The sequence below is a fragment of the Neorhizobium descurainiae genome (assembly GCF_051400715.1).
Taxonomy (GTDB): domain Bacteria; phylum Pseudomonadota; class Alphaproteobacteria; order Rhizobiales; family Rhizobiaceae; genus Neorhizobium.
Genome location: NZ_JBLFFK010000026.1, coordinates 38,661 through 58,870 on the forward strand (window position 1 = coordinate 38,661; position 20,210 = coordinate 58,870).

21 protein-coding genes are annotated in these 20,210 nt (G+C 63.2%); 11 read left to right on the forward strand and 10 right to left on the reverse strand.

Annotation, left to right across the window (positions count from 1 at the left end):
• Positions 1-8: 8 nt before the first annotated feature.
• The 5 genes from ACMGE0_RS29125 to ACMGE0_RS29145 are packed head-to-tail and all read right to left on the reverse strand — an operon-like array spanning position 9 to position 4,705.
• Positions 9-1,325, reverse strand: a complete 1,317-nt coding sequence (locus ACMGE0_RS29125) for an NAD(P)/FAD-dependent oxidoreductase (protein WP_436819384.1) — start codon at positions 1,323-1,325, stop codon at positions 9-11.
• A 2-nt stretch (positions 1,326-1,327) separates the two neighbouring features.
• A complete protein-coding gene (locus ACMGE0_RS29130) occupies positions 1,328-2,272 on the reverse strand; it encodes a branched-chain amino acid ABC transporter permease (RefSeq protein ID WP_436819385.1) in 945 nt (314 codons plus the stop codon).
• Positions 2,269-3,174, reverse strand: coding sequence for a branched-chain amino acid ABC transporter permease (locus ACMGE0_RS29135; RefSeq protein WP_436819386.1), 906 nt, complete (start codon positions 3,172-3,174; stop codon positions 2,269-2,271). The genes ACMGE0_RS29130 and ACMGE0_RS29135 overlap by 4 nt, the downstream gene beginning before the upstream one ends.
• Positions 3,174-3,905: an ABC transporter ATP-binding protein gene (locus ACMGE0_RS29140; RefSeq protein ID WP_436819387.1), complete on the reverse strand. Its 732-nt coding sequence runs from the start codon at positions 3,903-3,905 to the stop codon at positions 3,174-3,176. The genes ACMGE0_RS29135 and ACMGE0_RS29140 overlap by 1 nt, the downstream gene beginning before the upstream one ends.
• Positions 3,902-4,705: an ABC transporter ATP-binding protein gene (locus tag ACMGE0_RS29145; RefSeq protein WP_436819388.1), complete on the reverse strand. Its 804-nt coding sequence runs from the start codon at positions 4,703-4,705 to the stop codon at positions 3,902-3,904. The genes ACMGE0_RS29140 and ACMGE0_RS29145 overlap by 4 nt, the downstream gene beginning before the upstream one ends.
• Positions 4,706-4,786: 81 nt before the next feature.
• Here ACMGE0_RS29145 and ACMGE0_RS29150 point away from each other — a divergent pair, with 81 nt between their 5' ends.
• A complete protein-coding gene (locus tag ACMGE0_RS29150) occupies positions 4,787-5,179 on the forward strand; it encodes a RidA family protein (protein ID WP_436819389.1) in 393 nt (130 codons plus the stop codon).
• Positions 5,180-5,294: 115 nt separating this feature from the next.
• Positions 5,295-5,600 carry a hypothetical protein gene (locus tag ACMGE0_RS29155; protein WP_436819390.1) on the forward strand — a complete coding sequence of 102 codons (306 nt, stop codon included), beginning with the start codon at positions 5,295-5,297 and terminating at the stop codon, positions 5,598-5,600.
• 37 nt (positions 5,601-5,637) lie between these two features.
• Here ACMGE0_RS29155 and ACMGE0_RS29160 read toward each other — a convergent pair whose 3' ends face one another.
• On the reverse strand, positions 5,638-5,859 hold the full coding sequence (locus ACMGE0_RS29160; protein WP_436819391.1) for a DUF982 domain-containing protein: 222 nt from the start codon (positions 5,857-5,859) through the stop codon (positions 5,638-5,640).
• A gap of 159 nt (positions 5,860-6,018) precedes the next feature.
• On the opposite strand from ACMGE0_RS29160, the gene ACMGE0_RS29165 reads away from it, so the two are divergent.
• Both ACMGE0_RS29165 and ACMGE0_RS29170 read left to right on the forward strand, forming a co-directional pair.
• A complete protein-coding gene (locus ACMGE0_RS29165) occupies positions 6,019-7,080 on the forward strand; it encodes a polysaccharide pyruvyl transferase family protein (protein WP_436819392.1) in 1,062 nt (353 codons plus the stop codon).
• Between the two features lie 115 nt (positions 7,081-7,195).
• Positions 7,196-8,497, forward strand: a complete 1,302-nt coding sequence (locus ACMGE0_RS29170) for a Coenzyme F420 hydrogenase/dehydrogenase, beta subunit C-terminal domain (RefSeq protein WP_436819423.1) — start codon at positions 7,196-7,198, stop codon at positions 8,495-8,497.
• Here the strand turns inward: ACMGE0_RS29170 and ACMGE0_RS29175 are convergent.
• From ACMGE0_RS29175 to ACMGE0_RS29185, 3 genes are read right to left on the reverse strand one after another with little or no spacing between them, the layout of a single operon-like run.
• The gene (locus ACMGE0_RS29175) at positions 8,471-9,445 is read right to left on the reverse strand and encodes a glycoside hydrolase 5 family protein (RefSeq protein WP_436819393.1); all 975 of its coding nucleotides are present in this window, start codon (positions 9,443-9,445) and stop codon (positions 8,471-8,473) included. The genes ACMGE0_RS29170 and ACMGE0_RS29175 overlap by 27 nt on opposite strands.
• Positions 9,442-10,068 carry a histidine phosphatase family protein gene (locus ACMGE0_RS29180; protein WP_436819394.1) on the reverse strand — a complete coding sequence of 209 codons (627 nt, stop codon included), beginning with the start codon at positions 10,066-10,068 and terminating at the stop codon, positions 9,442-9,444. Before ACMGE0_RS29180 ends, ACMGE0_RS29175 begins: the two co-directional genes overlap by 4 nt.
• Positions 10,065-11,168, reverse strand: coding sequence for an inositol-3-phosphate synthase (locus tag ACMGE0_RS29185; RefSeq protein ID WP_436819395.1), 1,104 nt, complete (start codon positions 11,166-11,168; stop codon positions 10,065-10,067). Before ACMGE0_RS29185 ends, ACMGE0_RS29180 begins: the two co-directional genes overlap by 4 nt.
• A 150-nt stretch (positions 11,169-11,318) precedes the next feature.
• Between ACMGE0_RS29185 and ACMGE0_RS29190 the strand changes: the two genes are divergently transcribed.
• Genes ACMGE0_RS29190 through ACMGE0_RS29200 form a run of 3 tightly spaced genes read left to right on the forward strand, consistent with a single transcriptional unit; the run spans position 11,319 to position 14,889 of the window.
• Entirely contained in the window at positions 11,319-13,136 is a 1,818-nt protein-coding gene (locus tag ACMGE0_RS29190; RefSeq protein WP_436819396.1) for a hypothetical protein, read from the forward strand.
• A complete protein-coding gene (locus ACMGE0_RS29195; RefSeq protein ID WP_436819397.1) occupies positions 13,129-13,836 on the forward strand; it encodes an SDR family oxidoreductase in 708 nt (235 codons plus the stop codon). Before ACMGE0_RS29190 ends, ACMGE0_RS29195 begins: the two co-directional genes overlap by 8 nt.
• Before the next feature lie 15 nt (positions 13,837-13,851).
• A complete protein-coding gene (locus tag ACMGE0_RS29200; protein WP_436819398.1) occupies positions 13,852-14,889 on the forward strand; it encodes a 4-hydroxyproline epimerase in 1,038 nt (345 codons plus the stop codon).
• A gap of 33 nt (positions 14,890-14,922) precedes the next feature.
• Here the strand turns inward: ACMGE0_RS29200 and ACMGE0_RS29205 are convergent, their stop codons facing one another.
• Positions 14,923-15,849 (reverse strand): tetratricopeptide repeat protein, encoded by a 927-nt coding sequence (locus ACMGE0_RS29205; RefSeq protein WP_436819399.1) that lies wholly within the window; start codon positions 15,847-15,849, stop codon positions 14,923-14,925.
• 234 nt (positions 15,850-16,083) lie between these two features.
• Between ACMGE0_RS29205 and pyrC the strand changes: the two genes are divergently transcribed.
• The 4 genes from pyrC (at position 16,084) to ACMGE0_RS29225 (ending at position 20,206) form a co-directional block, all read left to right on the forward strand.
• Positions 16,084-17,127, forward strand: a complete 1,044-nt coding sequence (pyrC, locus tag ACMGE0_RS29210; RefSeq protein WP_436819400.1) for a dihydroorotase — start codon at positions 16,084-16,086, stop codon at positions 17,125-17,127.
• Between the two features lie 118 nt (positions 17,128-17,245).
• Positions 17,246-18,424 (forward strand): diguanylate cyclase, encoded by a 1,179-nt coding sequence (locus ACMGE0_RS29215; protein WP_436819401.1) that lies wholly within the window; start codon positions 17,246-17,248, stop codon positions 18,422-18,424.
• A gap of 99 nt (positions 18,425-18,523) precedes the next feature.
• Positions 18,524-19,219, forward strand: coding sequence for an orotate phosphoribosyltransferase (locus ACMGE0_RS29220; RefSeq protein WP_436819402.1), 696 nt, complete (start codon positions 18,524-18,526; stop codon positions 19,217-19,219).
• A gap of 60 nt (positions 19,220-19,279) precedes the next feature.
• Positions 19,280-20,206: a carbohydrate kinase family protein gene (locus ACMGE0_RS29225; protein ID WP_436819403.1), complete on the forward strand. Its 927-nt coding sequence runs from the start codon at positions 19,280-19,282 to the stop codon at positions 20,204-20,206.
• Positions 20,207-20,210: the final 4 nt, after the last annotated feature.

Genomic DNA, 20,210 nt, shown 5'->3' on the forward strand with positions numbered 1-20,210 from the left:
CCTTTTTCTTATGCGGCGGTTGATGATGGTTTATGCGCTGTTCTTGTGATTGCCCGGCGGTCGGATACCAGTCCGCGCATCAGGAAGAAGGACGGGGCAGCTCGCGCGAAAGACCGGAAAGGCACGGCGTCTGCCGGTACGAGCGGAACCGCGAGCTGATCGAGTGGCGACGAGCCGAGTATTGCATCCGCCAGCACGTCGCCGAGCATGGTCGTCATGGCGACGCCCCGGCCGTTGCAGCCCGTCGCCCCGAGGAAGTTCGGGCCGAATTCATAAAGATGCGGCAGGAAGTCCGTGGTGACGGCCGCCGTGCCGCGCCAGATGTAATCCGTTCGCGGAACGGACGGCAGGACGAGCTCGAAGGCAAGCCGTTCCGCGATCGTGCGGCCCATGCGCTGTTCCGCCCCGACGGGCAGGATCGCCATGCCGCCGGAAATCAGCCGGTTGTCGCGGGTCAGCCGGTAGGTGAAGATGTTGGCGCGGGTATCCGACACCGGCTCCCGGCGCGGCGAGAAGCGCTCGATCAAGGCGGCGTCGAGCGGTTCGGTCGCGATCTGATAGACCTGGAGTGGTATGACGGTTTTGCCGAGGCGTGCGGCAGCGCCGGTTTCAAAGGCATTGGTGCAGAGGAGGACGTACCCGGCGCTGACGGAACCCGCAGATGTCACGACGCGCCAGCCGCTGGCGTCCTTTTCCACGCCCGTCGCCGGCGACTGCTCGAAGACCTGTGCCCCGGCGGAAACCGCTGCCCGCGCGAGCGTCCGCGCATAGGCGACGGGATTGATCGTGCCGCCGGAGCGATCGGACAGCGCGCCGTGATAGATCGGCATGCCGGTGCGCTCGCGGGTCTCGCGCGCATCGATCCATTCCACGGGCCGGTCGAAGAGCTGCCAGGCCTCGACACGCTTCTTCAAGGCCTCCGCCATTTCGGCGGAATGAGCGGGCTGCAGCCAGCCGGTGCGCTGCGCGTCTTCCAGCCCATATTGTCTGGCTATCTCGAACACGCGGTCGCCGCCCTGGGCGACGAGCCGCAGTAGTCTCTGCCCCTTTTCCTCGCCCAGCTTCGCGATCACGTAGGCCGGATCCGCCTTGGAGAAATTCGGCACCACGAAGCCGGCATTGCGGCCGCTCGCACCGAAAGCGATCGCCTCTCCCTCGATGAGTGCGACGGAGGCGCCGCGTTCGGAGAGCCTGAGGGCGGCACTCAGTCCGGTGAACCCGCCGCCGATGACGGCGACGTCGGCCGTCAGATTGCCTTCGAGCTTCGGATAGCCGGTGATCTCCGTTGTCGCATGCCAGAAGGTGGGCGGGTTTGGGTGCGGCATGTCTACCTCGCATGCCGGGAAACGGATTGGGCTTCGCCGATCAGCCCGCGGGGGCGGAAAAGCAGCGTCAGCACGATGATGAGGCCGATGATGATGACCTGGATCGCGCCCCCCTGGCTCTGGTATTGGACCGGCAGAAGGCGGCTGATCGCAAAGCCGCTCATGGTCCAGAGCGCCCAGACGCCCACCGCGCCGACGATCGCGCCGCGATTGTTGCCGCTGCCGCCGACGATCAGCATCGCCCAGATCTGGAAGGTGAGGAGGGGCAGGAAATCGAGCGGGCTGACATAGCCGATGAAGCCGACATAGAGCCCGCCGGCCAGTCCCATCAGCGTCGAACCGAGCACGAAGGCCTGCAGCCGGACCAGCGCCGGGTTCTTGCCGAGCGATGCGGCGGCGGTCTCGTCCTCACGGATGGCTTTCAGCAGGCGGCCCCAGGGCGAATGCAGCGCGACTTGGAGGCCGGCAAAGACGATTGCCGTTATCGCGCCGACCAGGCAGAGATAGAAGAGATTGTAGGCTCCCGGCGTGCCGAGGGTGGAAAACAGCGGCCGCGGAATGCCGGTGAGGCCCTGCGCACCGCCCGTCAGCGCATCGAAGTTCAGGCCGACGAGCTGGATGCTGATGGCGATGCCGAAGGTGGAAATAGCGAGATATTCTTCCCGCAGCCTCAGCGTCGCGAGCCCGACCAGAAGGGCCGCGAGTGCCGCAAGGATCATCCCTCCGGCGACGCCCGCCGGGAAGGGTAAGGCAAAGCCGCCGATCAGCTCTGGCCGGTCGGGGCCGGTCAGGATCGCGGTTCCATAGGCGCCGATGGCGAAGAAGCCGACCACGCCGGCATTGAAGAGCCCGGTATAGCCCCATTGCAGGTTCAGCCCCATCACCACGATGGAATAGGTGAGCGCGACGATCAGGAAGAAGACGAGATAGGCGAGATAACCGCTCATTTCGCACCTCCGCGAAGGGCGCCGAAGATGCCGCTCGGCCGGACGTAGAGGACCGCGAGCAGGATGAAGAAGGGCACCGCCATCTTGTAGCCGGCCGGAACGAAAAGGACGGAGAGGGATTCAGCCAGTCCAACGATCAGGCCGCCGATGACGGCGCCGAAGACATTGCCGACCCCGCCGAGGATTGCGGCGGCGAAAAGCGGCAGCAGAAGCTGGAAGCCGATCTCGGGCCGGAGCTGCACCGTCAACCCGTAGAGCACGCCGGAAACGGCGGCGAGAGCCGCGCCTATGACCCATGTCCAGCGGACGACGACGCGGGTGTCGATGCCGTTGATGCGGACGAGATCCGGATTTTCGGCGAGAGCCCGCATCGAGAGCCCGAGCCGGGTCTTCTGCAGGAAGAGATGCAACGCTACGACGATGACGACGGTGAGTGCCAGGGTGAAGATGTGGTCCGGCATGACGCGCAGCCCCGGCATCACCCGGACCGCGATCTGCAATTCGTTCGAATAATATGCCGCGCTGCCGCCGAAGATCAGCAGGATCACCATGCGCACCAAAAGCGATACGCCGAAGGAGGCGAAAACCACCGTCATGTGGCTGGTATGGCTGCGCAGGGGCCGGAAGACGAGATGGTCGATCAACAGCGCCAGCGCCGCCGTCAGCACCACGGCGATCAGGGTCGCGAAGACGAGCGGCAGGCCGAAGGAGAAGGGGGAGATCGGCCCGGCGAAGGTGCCGGTGATTGCAAGCACGCCGAGCGCCATGTAAGCGCCCCAGGTGATGAGTTCCGCATGGGCGAAGTTCGCAAAGCGCAGGATGCCCATGGTGAGCGTCAGACCGATCGCGCCGAGCGCGATGATCGATCCGGTGAGAATTCCGTCCGCGAGAGCCTGAAGCATCAGCGTTTGCGACCTCCGGCGCCGAGATAGATGGCGGCGACTTCCGTGTCGCCGGCGAGTTTGGCCGAAGCGCCGTCGATGCGGTTACGGCCCTCTGCAAGCACATAGGTGCGGTCGGATATGGCGAGCGCCGCCTTGACGTTCTGTTCGACCATCAGAATGGAGACTCCAGTCGCAATCAGCGTCTTGAGGCGTGAAAAAACCTCGCTCACCATCAGGGGGGAGAGGCCGGCGCTCGGCTCGTCGAGCATCAGCAGACGCGGTTCGGTAAGCAGCGCGCGGGCGACGGCGAGCATCTGCCGCTGCCCGCCGGACAGGACTTTCGCCTTTTGGCCCCGATACTGGGTAAGCGCCGGGAAATCCTCATAGGCTTTGGCGATGCGGCGTCCGGCATCGGCCTTGGATAGCGTCGAGGCTCCGAGCTTCAGGTTCTCGTCGATCGTCAGGCTGGTGAATACGTTCGCCGTCTGCGGCACGTAGGCGATCGAGGCGGTCGCGAGCTTGTGGGTAAGGAGATTGGTGACTTCGGTACCTTCGATGGCGACCGAACCCGTCGAAATCGGCACGAGGCCGGCGATCGCCTTGACGAGCGTCGACTTGCCGGCGCCGTTCGGACCGATCACCGTTACCATCTCGGCCGCCCCGACATGAAGCGACACGCCATGCAGGATCGGCAGGTCCGGACGGTAGCCGGCGGTGACGTCGCGGACTTCGAGGAGGGGGGCGCTCATGCCGCGGCCCCTCCGAGATAGGCGTCGACGACCATCCGGTCGGCGCGGACCTGTTCCGGCAAGCCCTCGGCAATCACCTTGCCTGCAGCCATGACGACCACCTTGTCGCAGAGCGACATGATGAAATCCATGTTGTGCTCGATGATCAGGAAGGTCATGCCGCGCTTGTTCAGTTCGACGATCCGGTCGACGATCGTGTCGAGCAGCGCGGGATTGACGCCGGCCCCGGGCTCGTCGAGCAGGATGATCCTCGGATCGGCCATCAGCGCGCGGGCGAGCTCCACCAGCTTTTGCTGTCCGCCGGAGATGGCGCCCGCAAGCTGTTTCTCCACGGGAGAGAGCCCGCAGAATTCGATGATGGCGCGGGCCTTTTCGCGGTTTGCCTTTTCCTCGCGGGCGACGAGGCCCGGCCGGAACCATGTGTTCCAGAAGCGCTCGCCATGCTGTCTTGCCGGGACCAGCATGACGTTTTCCAGCACGGTCATGCCTCCGAATGGACGGGGAATCTGGAAGGTCCGGACAAGTCCCCTGGAAAACACCTTGTACGGGGGAAGTCCGTCGATGCGTTCCGCATCGAGCGCGATCTCGCCGCTGTCGACCGCAAGCTCGCCGGCGATGGCGTTGAAGAGCGTCGTCTTGCCGGCGCCGTTCGGGCCGATCAGGCCTGTGATCCGGCCCGGTTCCGCCGTGAAAGAAACGCCGTCGACCGCGCGCACCGCGTTGAAGCTGCGCACGGCATTCCTGATGTCCAGACGGCCCGATATCCGCCTGCCGGCAAGCGGCAAGGGCTCCTTGGTCATTCATGTTCCCCGTTATGGTTGTTGACTGGGGAGCTTAGTCGTGATCATGTGATCAAACAAGATGGATGGAGCGGAAAATTCATGCCGGATGCACGCTGGACGATCAACTCAGGCTCGCGCTTCGAGGAAATGGCGGGCTATTCCCGCGCCGTCGTGCAGGATCCGTGGGTCTTCGTATCCGGCACGGCCGGTTATGACTTTGCGAACGGAGGCACGATTTCCAGTGACGCAGCCGAGCAGGCGCGCCAGTCTTTGAAGACGATTTCCGAGACGTTGCAGAAGGCCGGGTCGTCGCTTTCGGATGTCGTGCGGGTCAGGGTCTATCTGGCGAGCCGAGACGACGTCATGGCCGTCTCCAGGGTCCTGGGCGAAACCTTCTCCGATCCGCGCCCCACCAACACGACGATCATCTGCGGCTTTGCCATGGAAGAGATGAAGGTGGAGCTGGAAGTCACCGCCCTGAAACGCGGCTGACCGGTCTTTTATTGCCACCCTGATCGCGTCCTTCGCCGGAGGATGGCAACGGTTTCCGTGGAACATGCTGGCCGCCCTCAGGTTCGGTAGCCGAGACCTGCCAACGAGGTGCACCATGACCAGACTGATCTCCGCTGCCGCCCTGTCAATTCTTCTTGCTGCCGGCAGCGCATCTGCGCAATCGACCGGCGGCACGTCCGGAAATACGGCCGGGGGCGCGACGGGAGCGACGACGGGGCCGGGCAATACCAACGATACCGGCGGATCGACAGCCGGAACGGGTGGGCAACTCGACCACGGCACGACTGGAAGCACCCCGGGACACACAGCCCAGCCGCCAAACAAGTGCGACCCTGATGTGGCTGCCCAAAACGGCTCTACGGCCAACCAGAACAATGCTTCGGCGGCCTGCGTGAAATAGAATTCGGTCGGCGCAGCCGGCTTCTTTCCTCGTCGGCTCAGTTGAGCTGCGCGCTCTTCAGCGCAGCCTCGAACTTTTCGCGCGCTTCGTCCGGTGTCTTCCTGCCGTCGAGAGCGGCGAGAATGGTGCTCTCCGCGATCGCGAATTCGCGGTCCTTGATGTTCGGCCAGCCTGACATCATGAATTTGTGAGCCTCCAATGGCCCGAAAATCAGATTGTCGCCGACCAGAACCGGCTTGTCCCATCGTACCGAAAGCATCGTTTTTCTCCCGATACTGCAAGGTAGGGCGGCAGGCTCGGAAGGCAACCTGTTAAGCGGCACGGGAAAGGCCTCGACGCCGGGAGGTACCTCGGCCGATTGGAACGTAAAGGGGGCTGACCGGTTATCCGGAATATTCAATCTGTTTCAGTGGGACACATGCTCAAGGTCGGGATTCTGACATTCCATCGCTGCATAAACTATGGCTCCTACTGGCAGGCGCGCTGCCTTGCCGAAGGTCTCGCTTCCATGGGGGTGGAGGCCGTTCTCCTGGAACACACATCCGATCGCGTGAATCGCGCGGAATGGCGCTGCGCCCTGCAGCCGCTGCTTCCTGCCGCAACGCCGAAGGAAGATTTTCCGCTCTACAAGGCGAAGATCCGCAAGTTCTTCGAATCGTTCGCCGCGCTGCCGCTTTCCTCTCCGTTTTCACTGGAAGATGCGACGGCGATGGAAGATTTTCCGCTCGTCATCGTCGGCAGCGACGAGGTCTGGAACCTTCGGCATCCCTGGTATGGCGGGCACCCGCTATTTTATGGAGAGGGTCTGCGGTGCGGGCGTCTCGCCTCCTATGCGGCGACCTTCGGAAGCCTCGCGTCTTCGGAAATACTGGAAGGCTGGGCGGAAAAGCTGCGCAGGTTCTCCCATATTTCGGTCCGCGACCTCCATTCCGAACGGCTCATTCGCGACACGCTGGGTTTCGAGCCGGAACTCGTTCTGGACCCGTGCCTCCAGTTTCCGGAGGCGATAGGTGCCAAGGCCGGTGGCGTGCGAGAGCCCGACTATGTTGCCGTCTATGGACACAGCTTTCCCGCCTGGTTTCGGAACGCCGTCCGGCAATGGGCGAAGGATCGAGGCCTTCCGCTGGTCAGCATCGGTTACCGGAACGATTGGGCCGACGAGCAATGGATCGATGCCGGACCGGAAGAGTTCGCCGGCTTCATTGCCGGAGCAAAGGCGGTCGTGACGAACTTCTTTCATGGATGCGTCTTTTCGCTCGTCAAAGACAAGCCGTTTGCAGGTGTGCTGTCCGACTATCGCTCCAACAAGATCCGCGACCTGACGCTGACGGTCGGAGCGGGTGATCATGTGATGACCGAAGAGATGAAGCCAACGCATCTGGATGTCATTCTCGGCAATCCCCTTCCAGCGGGCGTTTCGCAGCGGATCTCCTCCCTGCGCCATGCCTCCAACGCCTATCTCAGCCATGTCCTGCAATAGCTCCGCTCGACAGGACCGGCTCGCGGCAAGCGTGAGGCCCAGAGATATCGTCAAATCCGGCCTCTGCATCGGTTGCGGCTCTTGCGCCGCAAGCTCGGCACGGCCCGATGTCCGCATGCAGCTCGACCGGTATGGGCAATTGAAGCCGCGAGGTCCGAAAGCCTGGTTGCGCGGCCGAGATGGTGAGTTTGCCCGGATTTGTCCGTTTTCCCCTACGGCGCGGGACGAGGATGATCTGGCGGCCGAGCATTTCCCGTCCGCGAAGGACCGGCACCCCCTGCTCGGCCGTTTCGAGGCCGCTTATGTCGGCCATGTCGTGGAGGACGAATATAGGGCGAACGGCAGTTCCGGGGGCATGGTCACCTGGGTGGCGGCGGAACTCCTGCGTTGCGGGCTTGTCGATGGCGTCGCGCATGTCAGGCAGAGCGATGATCCGCACACGGAGGGACGCCTGTTCCACTATACGTTGTCGCGCGATCTGCAGGAGCTTCAGGCGGGCGCCAAGTCCCGATATTATCCGGTCGAGTTTTCCGGAGTGCTCCGGGAGATTCGGGAGACGCCGGGCCGGTATGCGGTGGTCGCCATTCCCTGCTTCATCAAGGCCGTGCGGCTGGCCTGCGCCCATGATCCGGTATTGAAGGAGCGGGTGGTCTTCACCCTTGGGCTCTTCTGCGGCCACATGAAGAGCGCGCGCATGGCCGAAAGCTTCGCCTGGCAGATGGAGGAGGACATCAGCCGCGTGAAGCAGCTCGACTACCGGGTGAAAACCCCCGACCGGCCGGCGAACTGGTACCGGGCTAAATTGACGCTTGGAAACGGCGAGATCCGTGCCCGGGATTGGTGGCACCTGGCCGATGGCGATTGGGGGGCAGGTTTCTTCCAGAATTCCGCATGCAATTTCTGCGACGACGTGGTTGCCGAAACGGCCGATATCGCATTCGGCGACGCCTGGAAGGAACCTTATTCATCGGATGGACGGGGAACGAACGTCGTGCTCGTCCGGTCGCAGGTGCTTCTCGCCCTTCTCCGCGCGGGAATGGGTGCGAACCGGATCGCGCTGTCGCCTGTGGCTGCTGATTTCGTGGTCGCCACCCAGGCTGCCGGATTCCGTCAGCGACGGGAAGGCCTCTCGTTCCGTCTGACCTGGCCCCGTCTCGGTCTGCGCCCGCGCAAGCGCGTCCAGGCCGGTAGCCATTATCTGACTTTGCAGCGCAAGATGATCTATATCATGCGTTGCGGGATCAGCTTCTGGAGCCACCGGGTTTTCCTGGCTGCCCGCCTGCTTCATAGCCCTGGGCTCTACATTCTCTGGGCCCGCGCTGCCTTGGCCTTCTATCAGGGGCTGGCCTACTCGCGGGGACCGGTTGGCCGGATTGCCCGGCGGCTCGGATTAGCGGGCTCCGAGGGAGGCGCGTGATTCGAGCCCCAGCAGCCGCGCGGCCGACCTGGCAGCGCGCGACACGTATCCGCTACCCTGTCGCGGTGCGTATCGATCGATCATCTCCGCGCAGAACTCGGCGAATTCCTCGGGCACGAGCGGTGCGCTGGTGTGATGCGGTGCTATGCCCCTGTGCTCGGGCGTGAAGCAGAATGTGACGGTGACGTCGAAATCCTCAAGTGCGCGCATCTGCCGGTCGAACCAGTCGAGCGCATTGGGCCGGAACCGGTCGGCCCAGGACAGGCCGGTGCGGATGGATTTCACACCCAGCCGCTTCATCCATGCGGCAGCGTCGTCCAGCCGCGGGTCCTCGAAATGGAACCATTGCACCAGCCCGAGTTCCGGCGTGTGCTTCGCAAACTCGTCAAGCGCCGGTTTGGGCGTCCCGTCTTCCCGCAGGATGCCCATGTAATAGTGCCGATAATAGGAAGAGCCTTCGGCTTCCCGGTGGCGCGTCGTCGCTTCCCACGATCGGGGGAGATCGTAGAGGCTGTACCACTGGCACCGCTCGACTTTGCCCTTGAGCAGTTCGGCGGTTCGCTTCAGGCCCCATAGCTGCACTTCTTCCGCGCCGAAGGTCGAAACGCCCACCTCGCTCACCCAGATCGGCAAGTCGGTAACGGCACGGATTTCGTTGATCTTCTCCGGCCATTCGTGAATCTGCCACAGGTTCCAGTCGAGGGGAAAGCCGTGCACGGCGACCGCGTCGACATGGTCGAGCACGCCGTAATCCTTCATGCGGCCGATGAAGAAAGGATCGATCGGCGATATCCCCCCGAGCACCTTGGTAAGCTCCGGATTTTTTTCCGCGATGGCATCGGCGGCGAGAATTGCCATCTGCGCAAACAGGTTCCATTCGGGATCGATTTCCGGATCCCAGTGAGACTTGTTGTTCGGCTCGTTCCAGATCATGGCAGCTTCGATCATGTGTCTTCCCCGATAGGATTGGGTTCCAAGGCTATTTCGTTGAGCGTCATCACTTTCGCGCCCCAATCGCCCACCACGAGCGTGCTTATGGAGGCGGGCGCGATCTCGAATCTGGGCCAGGCATCGACCGGCAACCCCAGGACATGGCTGACGGCCGCCTTGATGACATCGGCATGGGACACCAGAGCCAATCTCCGGCCACTGTTGCCGTTCGTCAGGGTCTCGATGAGGCGGAGGACCCGCCTTTGTACGTCCAGCATCGTTTCGCCTCCCGGGGTGCGCGTGAGGCTTCGGACGGTATTCCACCGGCGCCACAGGGGGTCGGCATCGAGAACCGCGAACGTCTTTCCCGACCAGGCGCCGAAATCCACCTCGTCCAGCTCGACGGCAATCTCCGGCGCATCGAGGCCGCAAGCCGATGCGATGGCGGCCGCCGTTTCCCGGGTGCGTTCGCGCGGGCTCGTATATATCCCGCCGATATCTTCGCGCCGCATCCGTTGCGCCAGAGACCGGGCTTGCGCGCGGCCTGCGTCTCCCAGCGAAATGCCGCCTGTCCGGCCCGCCAGAAAACTCCCGACATCGTCATGGGCTGCGTGACGCACCAGGAAGAACGTCACCGTCATTCCGCCGCTCCGCGCAGGACGTCTTCCTGGTCGTCGATGAAATTCTGCGTTCGCCGGCGGGCCTCGTGGTCGGTGAATTGCCGTGGCGGGGACTTCATGAAATAGCTGGAGGGGCCGGTCAGGACACCGCCCAGGCCGCGATCGAGCGCCAGTTTTGCGCAGCGTATCGCATCGATGACCACGCCTGCGGAATTGGGGGAATCCCAGACTTCCAGCTTGAGCTCGGCATTGAGCGGCACGCCGCCGAAAGTCGTGCCTTCCAGCCGGATGTAGGCCCATTTGCGGTCCGCGAGCCAGGGAACATGGTCGCTCGGTCCGACATGGACGTCATCGGCGGGGAGCGGAACGTCCAGCTGGCTCGTCACCGACTGGGTCTTGGAAATCTTCTTCGATTCCAGCCGCTCGCGTTCCAGCATGTTGAGGAAATCCGTGTTTCCTCCGAAGTTGAGCTGGTAGGTCCGGTCAATCCGAACACCGCGTTCCCGGAAGAGATTGACAAGCATCCTGTGGACGATCGTTGCGCCGACCTGGCTCTTGATGTCGTCGCCAATGAGCGGCAGCTTGCGGGCAGCGAACTTCTGCTGCCATTCCGGTTTGGAGGCTATGAACACCGGAATGCAGTTGATGAATGCGCAGCCGGCTGCGAGCGCCTGTTCGGCATACCATTTCGTCGCTTCCTCCGAGCCGACCGGCAGATAGGAGACCAGGACGTCCGTCCGGGTCTGCCGCAGGATTTCCGCGACGTCGGCCACCGGCTCGGCCGACTCCTCGATGCGATCGCGGAGATATTTCCCTATCCCGTCCAGCGTCCGGCCGCGGTTCACTTCGATGCCGGTCGGCGCGACATCCGCGAAACGCTGGGTGTTGTTGGGTTCCGCATAGATCGCTTCCGCAACGTCGTGCCCGACCTTGGTCGCCGCGACATCGAACGCGGCGGATATTTCGACATCGCTAACATGATATCCGCCGAGATCGATATGCATGAGGCCTGGAACCGGTTCGTTCTCCCGGACGTTACGATAGTAGGTGAGCCCTTGAACCAATGACGAGGCGCAGTTGCCAACACCCACCAATCCGACGCGAATGGATTTCGAACGCATGCTTCCCTCCGGCATTTGCGAGCTGCAGGATCTACAAAGCTAACAACGGGAAGCCGCAACAGTTCCAGATGCCTCACTTTTAATCTTCCCTCATGGATCGCTCTTCCCGTTTCAGGCGTTCGATGCGCTGCAACGGAGAGGAAGGACCGGATGTTGGTCTATGACGATGTCGAGCGCATCGAGGACGCAGCGGCGATACGCGCATCGATTGCAGGAATGATGGCCGCCTCCGTCGATAGGCAGCCCGGCCGGCAGCGTCATGAAACACTGGTGCAAGCGTTTATCCGGACGGGGGAACTGGTCCAGGGGCTGGCCGATCGGGAATTCGGCATAAAGGGCGCGGACGATGTGTCCGAGGTTCAGGATGCGGGCGCAGAACTTCTGCTCGGACAGGCCCGGGCAATTCTCCAATCCTGGCGGAACGGCTTTGTCGGGGAATTGCTGCTCCCCGAGGATTGGCCAGACAGGCTGGAATATCTGGACAGCGCCGAGCCGATACGGACGAAGCGGGCGGAGGGTTATGCTTTTTATGCGCTGTATCCCGAGAGTTATATGGAAGCGGCGTCGATCTCGAAATTGACCTCCAAAACGGTCGTGATCGGGATCCGCAGCATAGGCACCGGGCTTGCGGCCCTGGTTTCCGCGGCGCTCGGCGCCGGGCCTGCCTGTTCGCTTCGGCCGACGGGGCACCCGTTCGAACGGCGCGTGCAAGTGACGCCTGCGCTTTCCCGGCGCATTCTCGCGGACCCTGAAACCGATTTCGCCATCGTCGACGAAGGGCCGGGATTGTCGGGGAGCTCGTTCGGCAGCGTCGCGGACTGGCTGCAGGCCAATGGCGTGGCGCCGGGCCGGCTTCATTTCTTCCCCAGCCACGGGGGCGATCCGGGACCCCATTCAAGCGAGCTCCACCGGATGCGCTGGAAAGAACGGCCACGCCATGTCGTCGGTTTCGACGACCTCATTCTCAAGGCCCGGGACCCGAAACATCGACTGCAGACATGGGCGGCCGATACCGTGGGCGTCGCGAAGCCGTCATGGCGGGATTTGTCCGGCGGCGCGTGGCGCGCCCTCCCGCATGATGATCCCTCGCTCTGGCCGCCGAGCTATACGCAAATGGAAAAACGCAAGTTCCTGATGGAAGCCGACGGGCAGGCCTGGCATGTCAAATTTGCCGGCCTTTGCGGAGCCGATGCGGACAAGGCGAGAAGAGGCGCTTTGCTGAGCGAAGCGGGGTTTATTCCGAAAATTGCCGGCACCTGTTACGGGTTCATCGTTGAAGAATGGGTCTCCGGAGCGTCCCTCGACAGGGTGAGCATGGACAGGCCGCGGCTTGTGGAGCATCTCGGCCGCTATCTCGGCTTTCGCGCGCGCCATCTTCCCGCGCCGGGTGGCGGCGCGTCGATCCATGATCTCTGCCATATGGCTGCCTTTAATATTGGGGAAGCGGCGACACCGGAAACGGCGGAAAAGCTGAGGCGCCTGATAGGCTCGCCGAACCGGTTCCGCGGGCGGCTGCGTCGGGTCGATACGGATAACCGGCTTCATCCGTGGGAATGGCTGTTGACGGCGGATGGCCGGTTGATCAAGACGGATGCGCTGGACCACAATGCCGCCCATGATCTCGTCGGCTGTCAGGACATCGCCTGGGATGTCGCGGGTGCCGGTGTGGAATTCGAACTCACGGGCGAGGAGCGCAACCGCCTTGCCGAGCTCGTCATGCGGGAAGCCGATTGCGATCTGCGTGAAGACGTCCTTGCTGCTTTCGAAGTCTGCTATCTGGGTTTCCAGACAGGGCTGTGGTCGCAGGCCCGGGCGAGTGTCGACGGCTCCGAAGGAAAGCGCATCGAAAGCCATATCAAACGGTATCTCGACCGGCTGAAGGCGGTAGGCAAAGCCGCGGGGCTGCGATATCTGTTCGCGGATGCCGATCTTCGGGCGGCGAAATTTCAAGGAGAATCCGATGGCTGAGACGGAAAAGGTGGCGCTGATCACCGGCGGCGGACGCGGCATGGGCGAGGCGATCGCCCGCGAACTGCACGGGCAGGGCTACAGGCTGGCGCTGATGTCGCCGTCGGAAAGCTGCGAAAAGCTGGCGGCGGAGCTCGGCGGCGTCGCCTCCCGCGGCGTGGCGGAGAAGGCGGAGGACATCCAGGCGATCTTCGACCTGACGATGAAGACCTACGGGCGGATCGACGCCGTGGTCAACCATACCGGCCATCCGCCGAAGGGAGACCTGCTCGACATCGCCGACGAGGCCTGGACGCTCGGTTCCGACATGATGATCCTGTCGCTGGTGCGCATGGCGCGGCTCGCCACGCCGGTGATGCTGAAACAGGGCAAGGGCGCCTTCGTCAACATCACCACGTTCGCGGCCTACGAGCCCTCGCTGGTCTTTCCGGTATCCTGCACCTATCGCGCTGCGGCCGGCGCCTTCACCAAGCTCTACGCGGACCGTTATGCCGCCGACAACATCCGCATGAACTGCATCCTGCCCGGTTACATCGACAGCCTGAACCACAAGCCCGAAACCGCCGGCAAGGTGCCGATGAAGCGCGTCGGCCATGTGGAGGAGATCGCCAAGACGGCGGCCTTCCTGCTGTCCGACGGCGCCGGCTACATCACCGGCCAGAACATCCGCGTCGATGGCGGCATCACCCGGCACGTCTGATTTGGAGCATATCTCATGAGATGGAAGCGCACGATCCAGCTTCTGGACGTCCATTGCGAAGGCGAGATCGGCAAGGTCGCGGTGGGCGGCGTGCCGAAGATCCCGGGGGAAACGGTGGCCGCCCAGCTTCACTGGCTGAATACCGATCCGAAAGGGCGGGAGCTCCGCCGCTTCCTCTGCCTGGAGCCGCGCGGCGCGCCGATCGGCTCGGTCAATCTGCTCTTGCCGGCAAGGCATCCGGACGCGGATGCCGCCTTCATCATCCTGCAGCCGGACCAGGCGCATGCGAGCTCCGGTTCGAATTCCATCTGCGTCACCACTGCGCTTCTGGAATCCGGCATCGTCGAGATGAAGGAGCCCGAGACGATCGTCACGCTGGAAACCGCTGCCGGCCTCGTCAAGGCGGTCGCCACCTGCCGGGACGGCCGCTGCGAAAAGGTGAAGCTCACCATGGTGCCGTCCTTTGTGCATGAGCTCGACGTCCGGCTCAGGACCCCGGATTGGGGCGAGATCACGCTCGACCTTTGCTATGGCGGCATCTTCTATGCGCTGGTGGACGTCGGCCAGATCAATCTGACGATCGAGAAAGGCAATGCCGCCGCTCTCGTCCAGGCCGGCATGGTGCTGAAGGACCTCATCAACCGGGAAATCCCCGTCGTGCATCCGGAAATCCCGGCTATCTCCGGCGTGGCTTATGTGATGTTCCGCAATACGGAGGCCGACGGCACGGTGCGCACCTGCACCACCATGTGGCCGGGCCGGGCCGATCGTTCGCCCTGCGGCACCGGCAATTCAGCCAATCTCGCGGCGCTTCATGCGCGAGGAAAGGTGAAGGTCGGAGACGTCTTCCAGTCGCGATCGATCATCGGCTCGCAGTTTGAAGTGGGACTGGCGGCGGAAACCACGGTTGCGGGAAAGCCGGCGATCATTCCCACGATCGCCGGCCGCGGCTTTACCTTCGGCCTGCACCAGGTGGCGCTCGATCCCTTCGATCCGCTGTCGGAAGGCTTTGCCATGACCGACGTCTGGGGTCCGTCCGCCGGAGAAATCTGAACCTTCGAAATCTGAACCTTCGAAATCTGAACCTCAGATTTCCTTGCCGGCGGCGGCGGGTTGCTTCAGGTCGTCTGGCTTCAGCACCAGCGAATTGACGCCTTCCGGTGCGGAGGGGGTGACGGGAGCCGGAACGATGCCTTGCTCCTGCATCTGCAGGAACTTGTAGGCGCCGAAGACATCGCCGTTTTCCGCAGCCTGGCGGTACATTTCCGCGGCCTTCACGGCATTCGCTTCGATGCCTTCTCCGGCCTCGTACATCAGGCCGAGATTGATCATCGCATCCGTGTTGCCGCGCTGGGCGGCGAGATCGTACCAGGCGATCGCCGTCTGGTCGTCCTGCGGCAGGAGCTGGCCTTCGTCATAGATCGCGCCGATGTTGAAGGCGGCCGTGTCGTCGCCTTCCCCGGCGGCTTTTTCGAACCATTGAAGTGCCTTTTGGACATCCGGTTGCGTGCCGAGACCATCGCGATAGGCGACGCCGAGATTGTAGGCGGCGAGCACGTTGCCGCTCTGCGCCGCTTCCGAATAGAGCTGGAATTCGGCCCGCTCGTCGCCGAGCCGGCCCATCAGCATGCCGAAATTCACCTTGGCGGCCGGATAGCCGGCCTGTACGGCGGCATCATAAGCGCTCATCGCCTCGTCGGCTTGCTGGGTCTTGTTGAGCGCGCGGCCGAGCTGATAGGCGAAACGCGGATTGCCGGTCGCCTCATAGGCCGTCCGGCAGGCATCGACCGCCGAACCGTCGATCTCGTCGATGCCGACCGGCGCAAACTCGCTGTTGCGCTGCTGGTCGTAAGGACTGCCGGCGAGGCGGTCGCATTCCGTCTGCACGGCCGGGACGAGCTGCAGGCCGGCCCGTTCCTCGGCGCCCGGAGAAGCCGCGAATGCGCAGAGCGCCACGGCAGTGCCTGTGGCAATCACAAAACCCCTGTTGACTTTAGAGGCACGGGATTTCATTCTGTGCTCCGATTTAACTGATTCTTCAGATTGCGTACGAACGCAGAAAAGCGGGCGGCGGTTCCTGCTGTCTTGAGCTTTCGTGACGGTTTCTTCCCTCCTATCCTGCACATTTGCGTGAACGTCGGTATTCGACAGATCGGGGTACGGCGGGCGCCACCCCATCACTTTGGATTGTCTTGTGCGAGCCGTTGGTGGTATGGGGGCGCATCGATCAGTTCCGGAAGTTTCCCCATGAAGACGCTCACCCTCCGCCGCCCCGACGACTGGCATCTCCACCTGCGCGACGGCGCCGTGCTGCAAGGGGTGATCGGCGACACGAGCCGGCATTTCGCCCGCGCCATCATCATGCCCAATCTGGTTCCGCCGGTGGTGACGACAGGGGATGCCAGGGCCTATCGGGAACGCATCCTCGCGGCGCTTCCGAAGGGCGATCGCTTCGAACCGCTGATGACGCTCTACCTGACGGAGCACACCGATCCGGACGACGTGGAGGAGGGCAGGAAGAGCGGCCTCATCTCAGCGGTGAAGCTCTATCCCGCGGGTGCCACGACCAACTCCCACGGCGGTGTGCGCGATCTCGACAAGGCCATGCCGGTGCTGGAGCGCATGGCGAAGATCGGCCTGCCGCTCTGCGTGCACGGCGAGGTCACGACGCCGGAAGTCGATATCTTCGATCGCGAGGCCGTCTTCATCGAGACGGTTCTTGATCCGCTGCGCCGGCGTCTGCCGGAGCTCAGGGTCACCATGGAGCACGTGACGACCGCCGACGGCATCGATTACATCAAGTCGTCCAAGGGCAATCTGGCCGGCTCCATCACCACCCATCACCTGATCATCAATCGCAACGCCATTCTGGTCGGCGGCATCCGCCCGCATTATTACTGCCTGCCTGTCGCCAAGCGCGAGAACCATCGGCTGGCGCTCCGGGCCGCCGCGACATCGGGTGACGCGCGCTTCTTCCTGGGCACGGATTCCGCGCCGCATGTCGATCCGCTGAAGGAATGCGCCTGCGGTTGCGCCGGCATCTATACCTCGGTGAACACCATGAGCTGCCTGGCGCATGTCTTCGAGGAAGAGGATGCGCTCGACAAGCTGGAAGCCTTCACCTCGCTCAACGGTCCGGCCTGGTACGGCCTGAGGCCGAACGAGGAGACGATCACCCTCGAAAAGCGGGATGAGCCGGCGAAGTTTCCCGACAAGCGCGAGACCGGCGCGGGGCCGATCACGGTCTTCGACCCGATGTTCCCGCTCTACTGGCAAGTGGTTGAGACGTAAAATCAAGTGCCATCGAGATCGGTTGCATTTGGATATATGCGGTAACCTTTTGGATAGAATCCCGAGGTAGCGTGGAGCCAAGATTTTCCGCCGGGCATGCCCGAAGAGAAGGCTTGGCATGATGCTTGACTACCATTCTCTTCTGCTGGCGCTCGGCGTGTCGGCGGCGTGTCTGATGGTGACGCTGTTCGGCACATGGTTTTCCCGTCGCACCGATTCCTTTCTGCTCACGCTCGTCGTCGCTCTCGGCCTCACCGTTTCCGGTATTTTCGTCTATAGTTCCTATACCGTTGAGGCCGGCCTCATCGGTGCATCCTTCGCCTATGCCTTCCTGATGGCGGGGTTCAGCACCATCTATTCCGCCTCCGTTCAGTTCCGCACGGGCATCAGGCCCTGGAGGCTGGCTATTGTCCTATCGGTCGTCAACATGGCCTTGGGCTTGCCCCTTCTGGCGAGCGGGTTCGACGGCCTCGGCTTCATCGCCATGAATCTTGCAACTGCATTGCTGCTGATCGGCACGGCCCGGCAATATTGGCTTGCCCGCGGGGAAGCTCCGGGGCCGTTGGGCGGCATGGCCACGCTTTACACGATCAGCGGCTTTTCCTTTGCTCTGTGTGCCGCCGTTCTGATCTTCAACCGGCAATGGGTTCTTGGCCACGCGCCGGACAATTGGGCGGAAACTCTCAACATCGGCGTGTCCATCGCCGGCATGACCGGCATCGGGGCCCTCTCGCTCGCGCTGCACCAATGGCGCATGGCGGCGTATCACCGCCGGGAAGCGACGACTGATGCCCTGACGGGGCTTCTCAATCGCCGTGCACTTTTCGAGCTGTACGGCCACCGGGTTCTCGGCTCTTCGACGGCGGTCATCGTCTTCGATATAGACCGTTTCAAGTCCATCAACGATCAGTACGGCCATGCCTCCGGCGACCTGGTGCTGAAGATCTTCGCCGAGGATCTTACGAAGGGCACGAAGCGCCCGCATACGATCGCGCGGCTCGGCGGGGAGGAGTTCGTCGTGATCCTGGACAACGTCCTGTCGGGCCGGGCCGAGCGGATCGCCAACGACATCTCGCGCAGCTTCGCCGCGCGCGAGATCAGGATCGGCGAGGCTTCGCTCCGCTGCACTGTTAGCGCTGGCATTGCCATGGGCGCGGCGGGCGGCCAACCCTTCGAAACGGTGCTCAGTCTCGCCGACAACGCGCTGTACGAAGCCAAGCGCGCCGGCCGCGACCGGGTGGAAGTCGCAGGCTACCTGCGGCCCGTGGATTTGAACGATACGCGGACCAGCGCCTGATCCTTCTTTAATTTATGGCATCATTCACGGCCCCGTCTGGCGCCGGCCTTCGCATGCTGCTATTGCGGCGCGTGGTTTTGACAAAGAAGGATAGGGCGCATGATTCAGACCACGTTTCCGGATCGCGGTGTAATGGCCGAACTGATGGCGAAGATGCTCTGGGAAATCGGAGCGGTCCATTTCAGCGCCGACAAGCCCTACAAGTTCTCCTCCGGCATGATGAGCCCGGTCTATATCGATTGCCGCAAGCTCATCTCCTATCCGCGCATCCGCTCGGCGATCATGGATTTCGCCGCCGCCACCGTCATGCGCGATGCGGGCTTTGAAAAATTCGATTGCGTCGCCGGCGGCGAGACGGCGGGCATCCCGTTCGCAGCCTTCCTCGCCGAGCGGCTCGGCCTGCCGATGATCTACGTCCGCAAGGCGCCGAAGGGCCATGGCCGTAATGCGCAGATCGAAGGGCACATGCCGGAGGGCGCGCGCGTTCTCGTCATCGAGGACCTGACGACGGCGGGCGGTAGCATGTTCGCGTTCATCGACGCGATCCGCGCCGCCGGAGGCACGGTCGACCACGGCATCGCGCTCTTTTTCTACGATATATTCCCGGAGGCCGGACTGCGCTTCTCCAAGGGCAAGGTCGATCTTCATTATATTGCCACCTGGCGCGACGTTCTCACCGTCGCCCGGGCAGGCAAGCTGTTCGACGAGAAGACGCTGTCGGAGGTCGAGGCCTTCCTCGATGCGCCGCTCGCGTGGTCGGGCCGGAATGGCGGGGTGAGTGAGCTTTCGCTCTAGTATTTTTGCAAAAGCTCGCTTAATCGATTGAAGACTGCTGAGCGCGTGCGGGAGGACACTATGATTTTGTGCTGCGGCGAAGCCCTGATCGACATGTTGCCGCGTGAGACGACGGCGGGCGAAAAGGGCTTTGCGCCCTATGCCGGCGGCGCGGTCTTCAACACGGCGATCGCGCTCGGCCGTCTCGGCCAGCCGACGGCGTTCTTCACCGGCATTTCCGACGACATGATGGGCGACATCCTGCGCGAGACGCTGGCAAGGAGCGGGGTCGACTACAGCCTCGCCGCCGTCTCCTCGCGCCCGACGACGATCGCTTTCGTCAAGCTCGTCAACGGCCAGGCAAGCTATGCCTTCTACGACGAGGGCACGGCCGGCCGGATGATCACCGAGGCCGATCTGCCGGTATTGGGCGACGACTGCGAGGCCATGCATTTCGGGGCGATCAGCCTCATCCCCGAGCCCTGCGGCGGCACCTACGAGGCGCTGATGGCGCGCGAATACCAAAGGCGCGTCATTTCCTTCGATCCGAACATCCGCCCGGGCTTCATCAAGGACAAAGAGAAGCATATGGGCCGGGTGCGCCGCATGGCCGCCATGTCGGATATCATCAAGTTCTCGGACGAGGACCTCGCCTGGTTCGGGATGGAAGGCGATCACGATGCGCTCGCCGCCCGCTGGCTGAACGAAGGCGCCAAGCTCGTGATGCTCACCCGCGGCGCCGAGGGTGCGACGGGTTATACGGAGCGCTTCAAGGTCTCCGTGCCGAGCGAGCGGGTGACGGTGGTCGATACGGTCGGCGCCGGCGATACGTTCGACGCCGGCATCCTGGCTTCGTTCAAGATGCAGGACCTGTTGACGAAGGAAAAGGTCGCGGCGCTCACGGAAGAGCAGGTCGGCAAGGCGCTGGCACTCGGCGCCAAGGCTGCTGCCGTGACGGTCTCGCGCGCCGGCGCCAATCCGCCCTTCGCGCACGAGATCGGGTTGTAAGACA

Excerpts from the sequence above, each read along its gene's own strand:
- ACMGE0_RS29130 (WP_436819385.1), bottom strand. The coding sequence starts at position 2,272 with ATGAGCGGTTATCTCGCCTATCTCGTCTTCTTCCTGATCGTCGCGCTC.
- ACMGE0_RS29205 (WP_436819399.1), bottom strand. The coding sequence starts at position 15,849 with ATGAAATCCCGTGCCTCTAAAGTCAACAGGGGTTTTGTGATTGCCACA.
- ACMGE0_RS29170 (WP_436819423.1), top strand. The coding sequence starts at position 7,196 with ATGCAGCTCGACCGGTATGGGCAATTGAAGCCGCGAGGTCCGAAAGCC.
- ACMGE0_RS29190 (WP_436819396.1), top strand. The coding sequence starts at position 11,319 with ATGTTGGTCTATGACGATGTCGAGCGCATCGAGGACGCAGCGGCGATA.
- ACMGE0_RS29185 (WP_436819395.1), bottom strand. The coding sequence starts at position 11,168 with ATGCGTTCGAAATCCATTCGCGTCGGATTGGTGGGTGTTGGCAACTGC.
- ACMGE0_RS29135 (WP_436819386.1), bottom strand. The coding sequence starts at position 3,174 with ATGCTTCAGGCTCTCGCGGACGGAATTCTCACCGGATCGATCATCGCG.
- ACMGE0_RS29225 (WP_436819403.1), top strand. The coding sequence starts at position 19,280 with ATGATTTTGTGCTGCGGCGAAGCCCTGATCGACATGTTGCCGCGTGAG.
- ACMGE0_RS29140 (WP_436819387.1), bottom strand. The coding sequence starts at position 3,905 with ATGAGCGCCCCCCTCCTCGAAGTCCGCGACGTCACCGCCGGCTACCGT.
- ACMGE0_RS29165 (WP_436819392.1), top strand. The coding sequence starts at position 6,019 with ATGCTCAAGGTCGGGATTCTGACATTCCATCGCTGCATAAACTATGGC.
- ACMGE0_RS29125 (WP_436819384.1), bottom strand. The coding sequence starts at position 1,325 with ATGCCGCACCCAAACCCGCCCACCTTCTGGCATGCGACAACGGAGATC.
- ACMGE0_RS29160 (WP_436819391.1), bottom strand. The coding sequence starts at position 5,859 with ATGCTTTCGGTACGATGGGACAAGCCGGTTCTGGTCGGCGACAATCTG.
- ACMGE0_RS29215 (WP_436819401.1), top strand. The coding sequence starts at position 17,246 with ATGATGCTTGACTACCATTCTCTTCTGCTGGCGCTCGGCGTGTCGGCG.
- ACMGE0_RS29155 (WP_436819390.1), top strand. The coding sequence starts at position 5,295 with ATGACCAGACTGATCTCCGCTGCCGCCCTGTCAATTCTTCTTGCTGCC.
- ACMGE0_RS29220 (WP_436819402.1), top strand. The coding sequence starts at position 18,524 with ATGATTCAGACCACGTTTCCGGATCGCGGTGTAATGGCCGAACTGATG.
- ACMGE0_RS29180 (WP_436819394.1), bottom strand. The coding sequence starts at position 10,068 with ATGACGGTGACGTTCTTCCTGGTGCGTCACGCAGCCCATGACGATGTC.
- ACMGE0_RS29150 (WP_436819389.1), top strand. The coding sequence starts at position 4,787 with ATGCCGGATGCACGCTGGACGATCAACTCAGGCTCGCGCTTCGAGGAA.
- pyrC (WP_436819400.1), top strand. The coding sequence starts at position 16,084 with ATGAAGACGCTCACCCTCCGCCGCCCCGACGACTGGCATCTCCACCTG.
- ACMGE0_RS29195 (WP_436819397.1), top strand. The coding sequence starts at position 13,129 with ATGGCTGAGACGGAAAAGGTGGCGCTGATCACCGGCGGCGGACGCGGC.
- ACMGE0_RS29200 (WP_436819398.1), top strand. The coding sequence starts at position 13,852 with ATGAGATGGAAGCGCACGATCCAGCTTCTGGACGTCCATTGCGAAGGC.
- ACMGE0_RS29145 (WP_436819388.1), bottom strand. The coding sequence starts at position 4,705 with ATGACCAAGGAGCCCTTGCCGCTTGCCGGCAGGCGGATATCGGGCCGT.
- ACMGE0_RS29175 (WP_436819393.1), bottom strand. The coding sequence starts at position 9,445 with ATGATCGAAGCTGCCATGATCTGGAACGAGCCGAACAACAAGTCTCAC.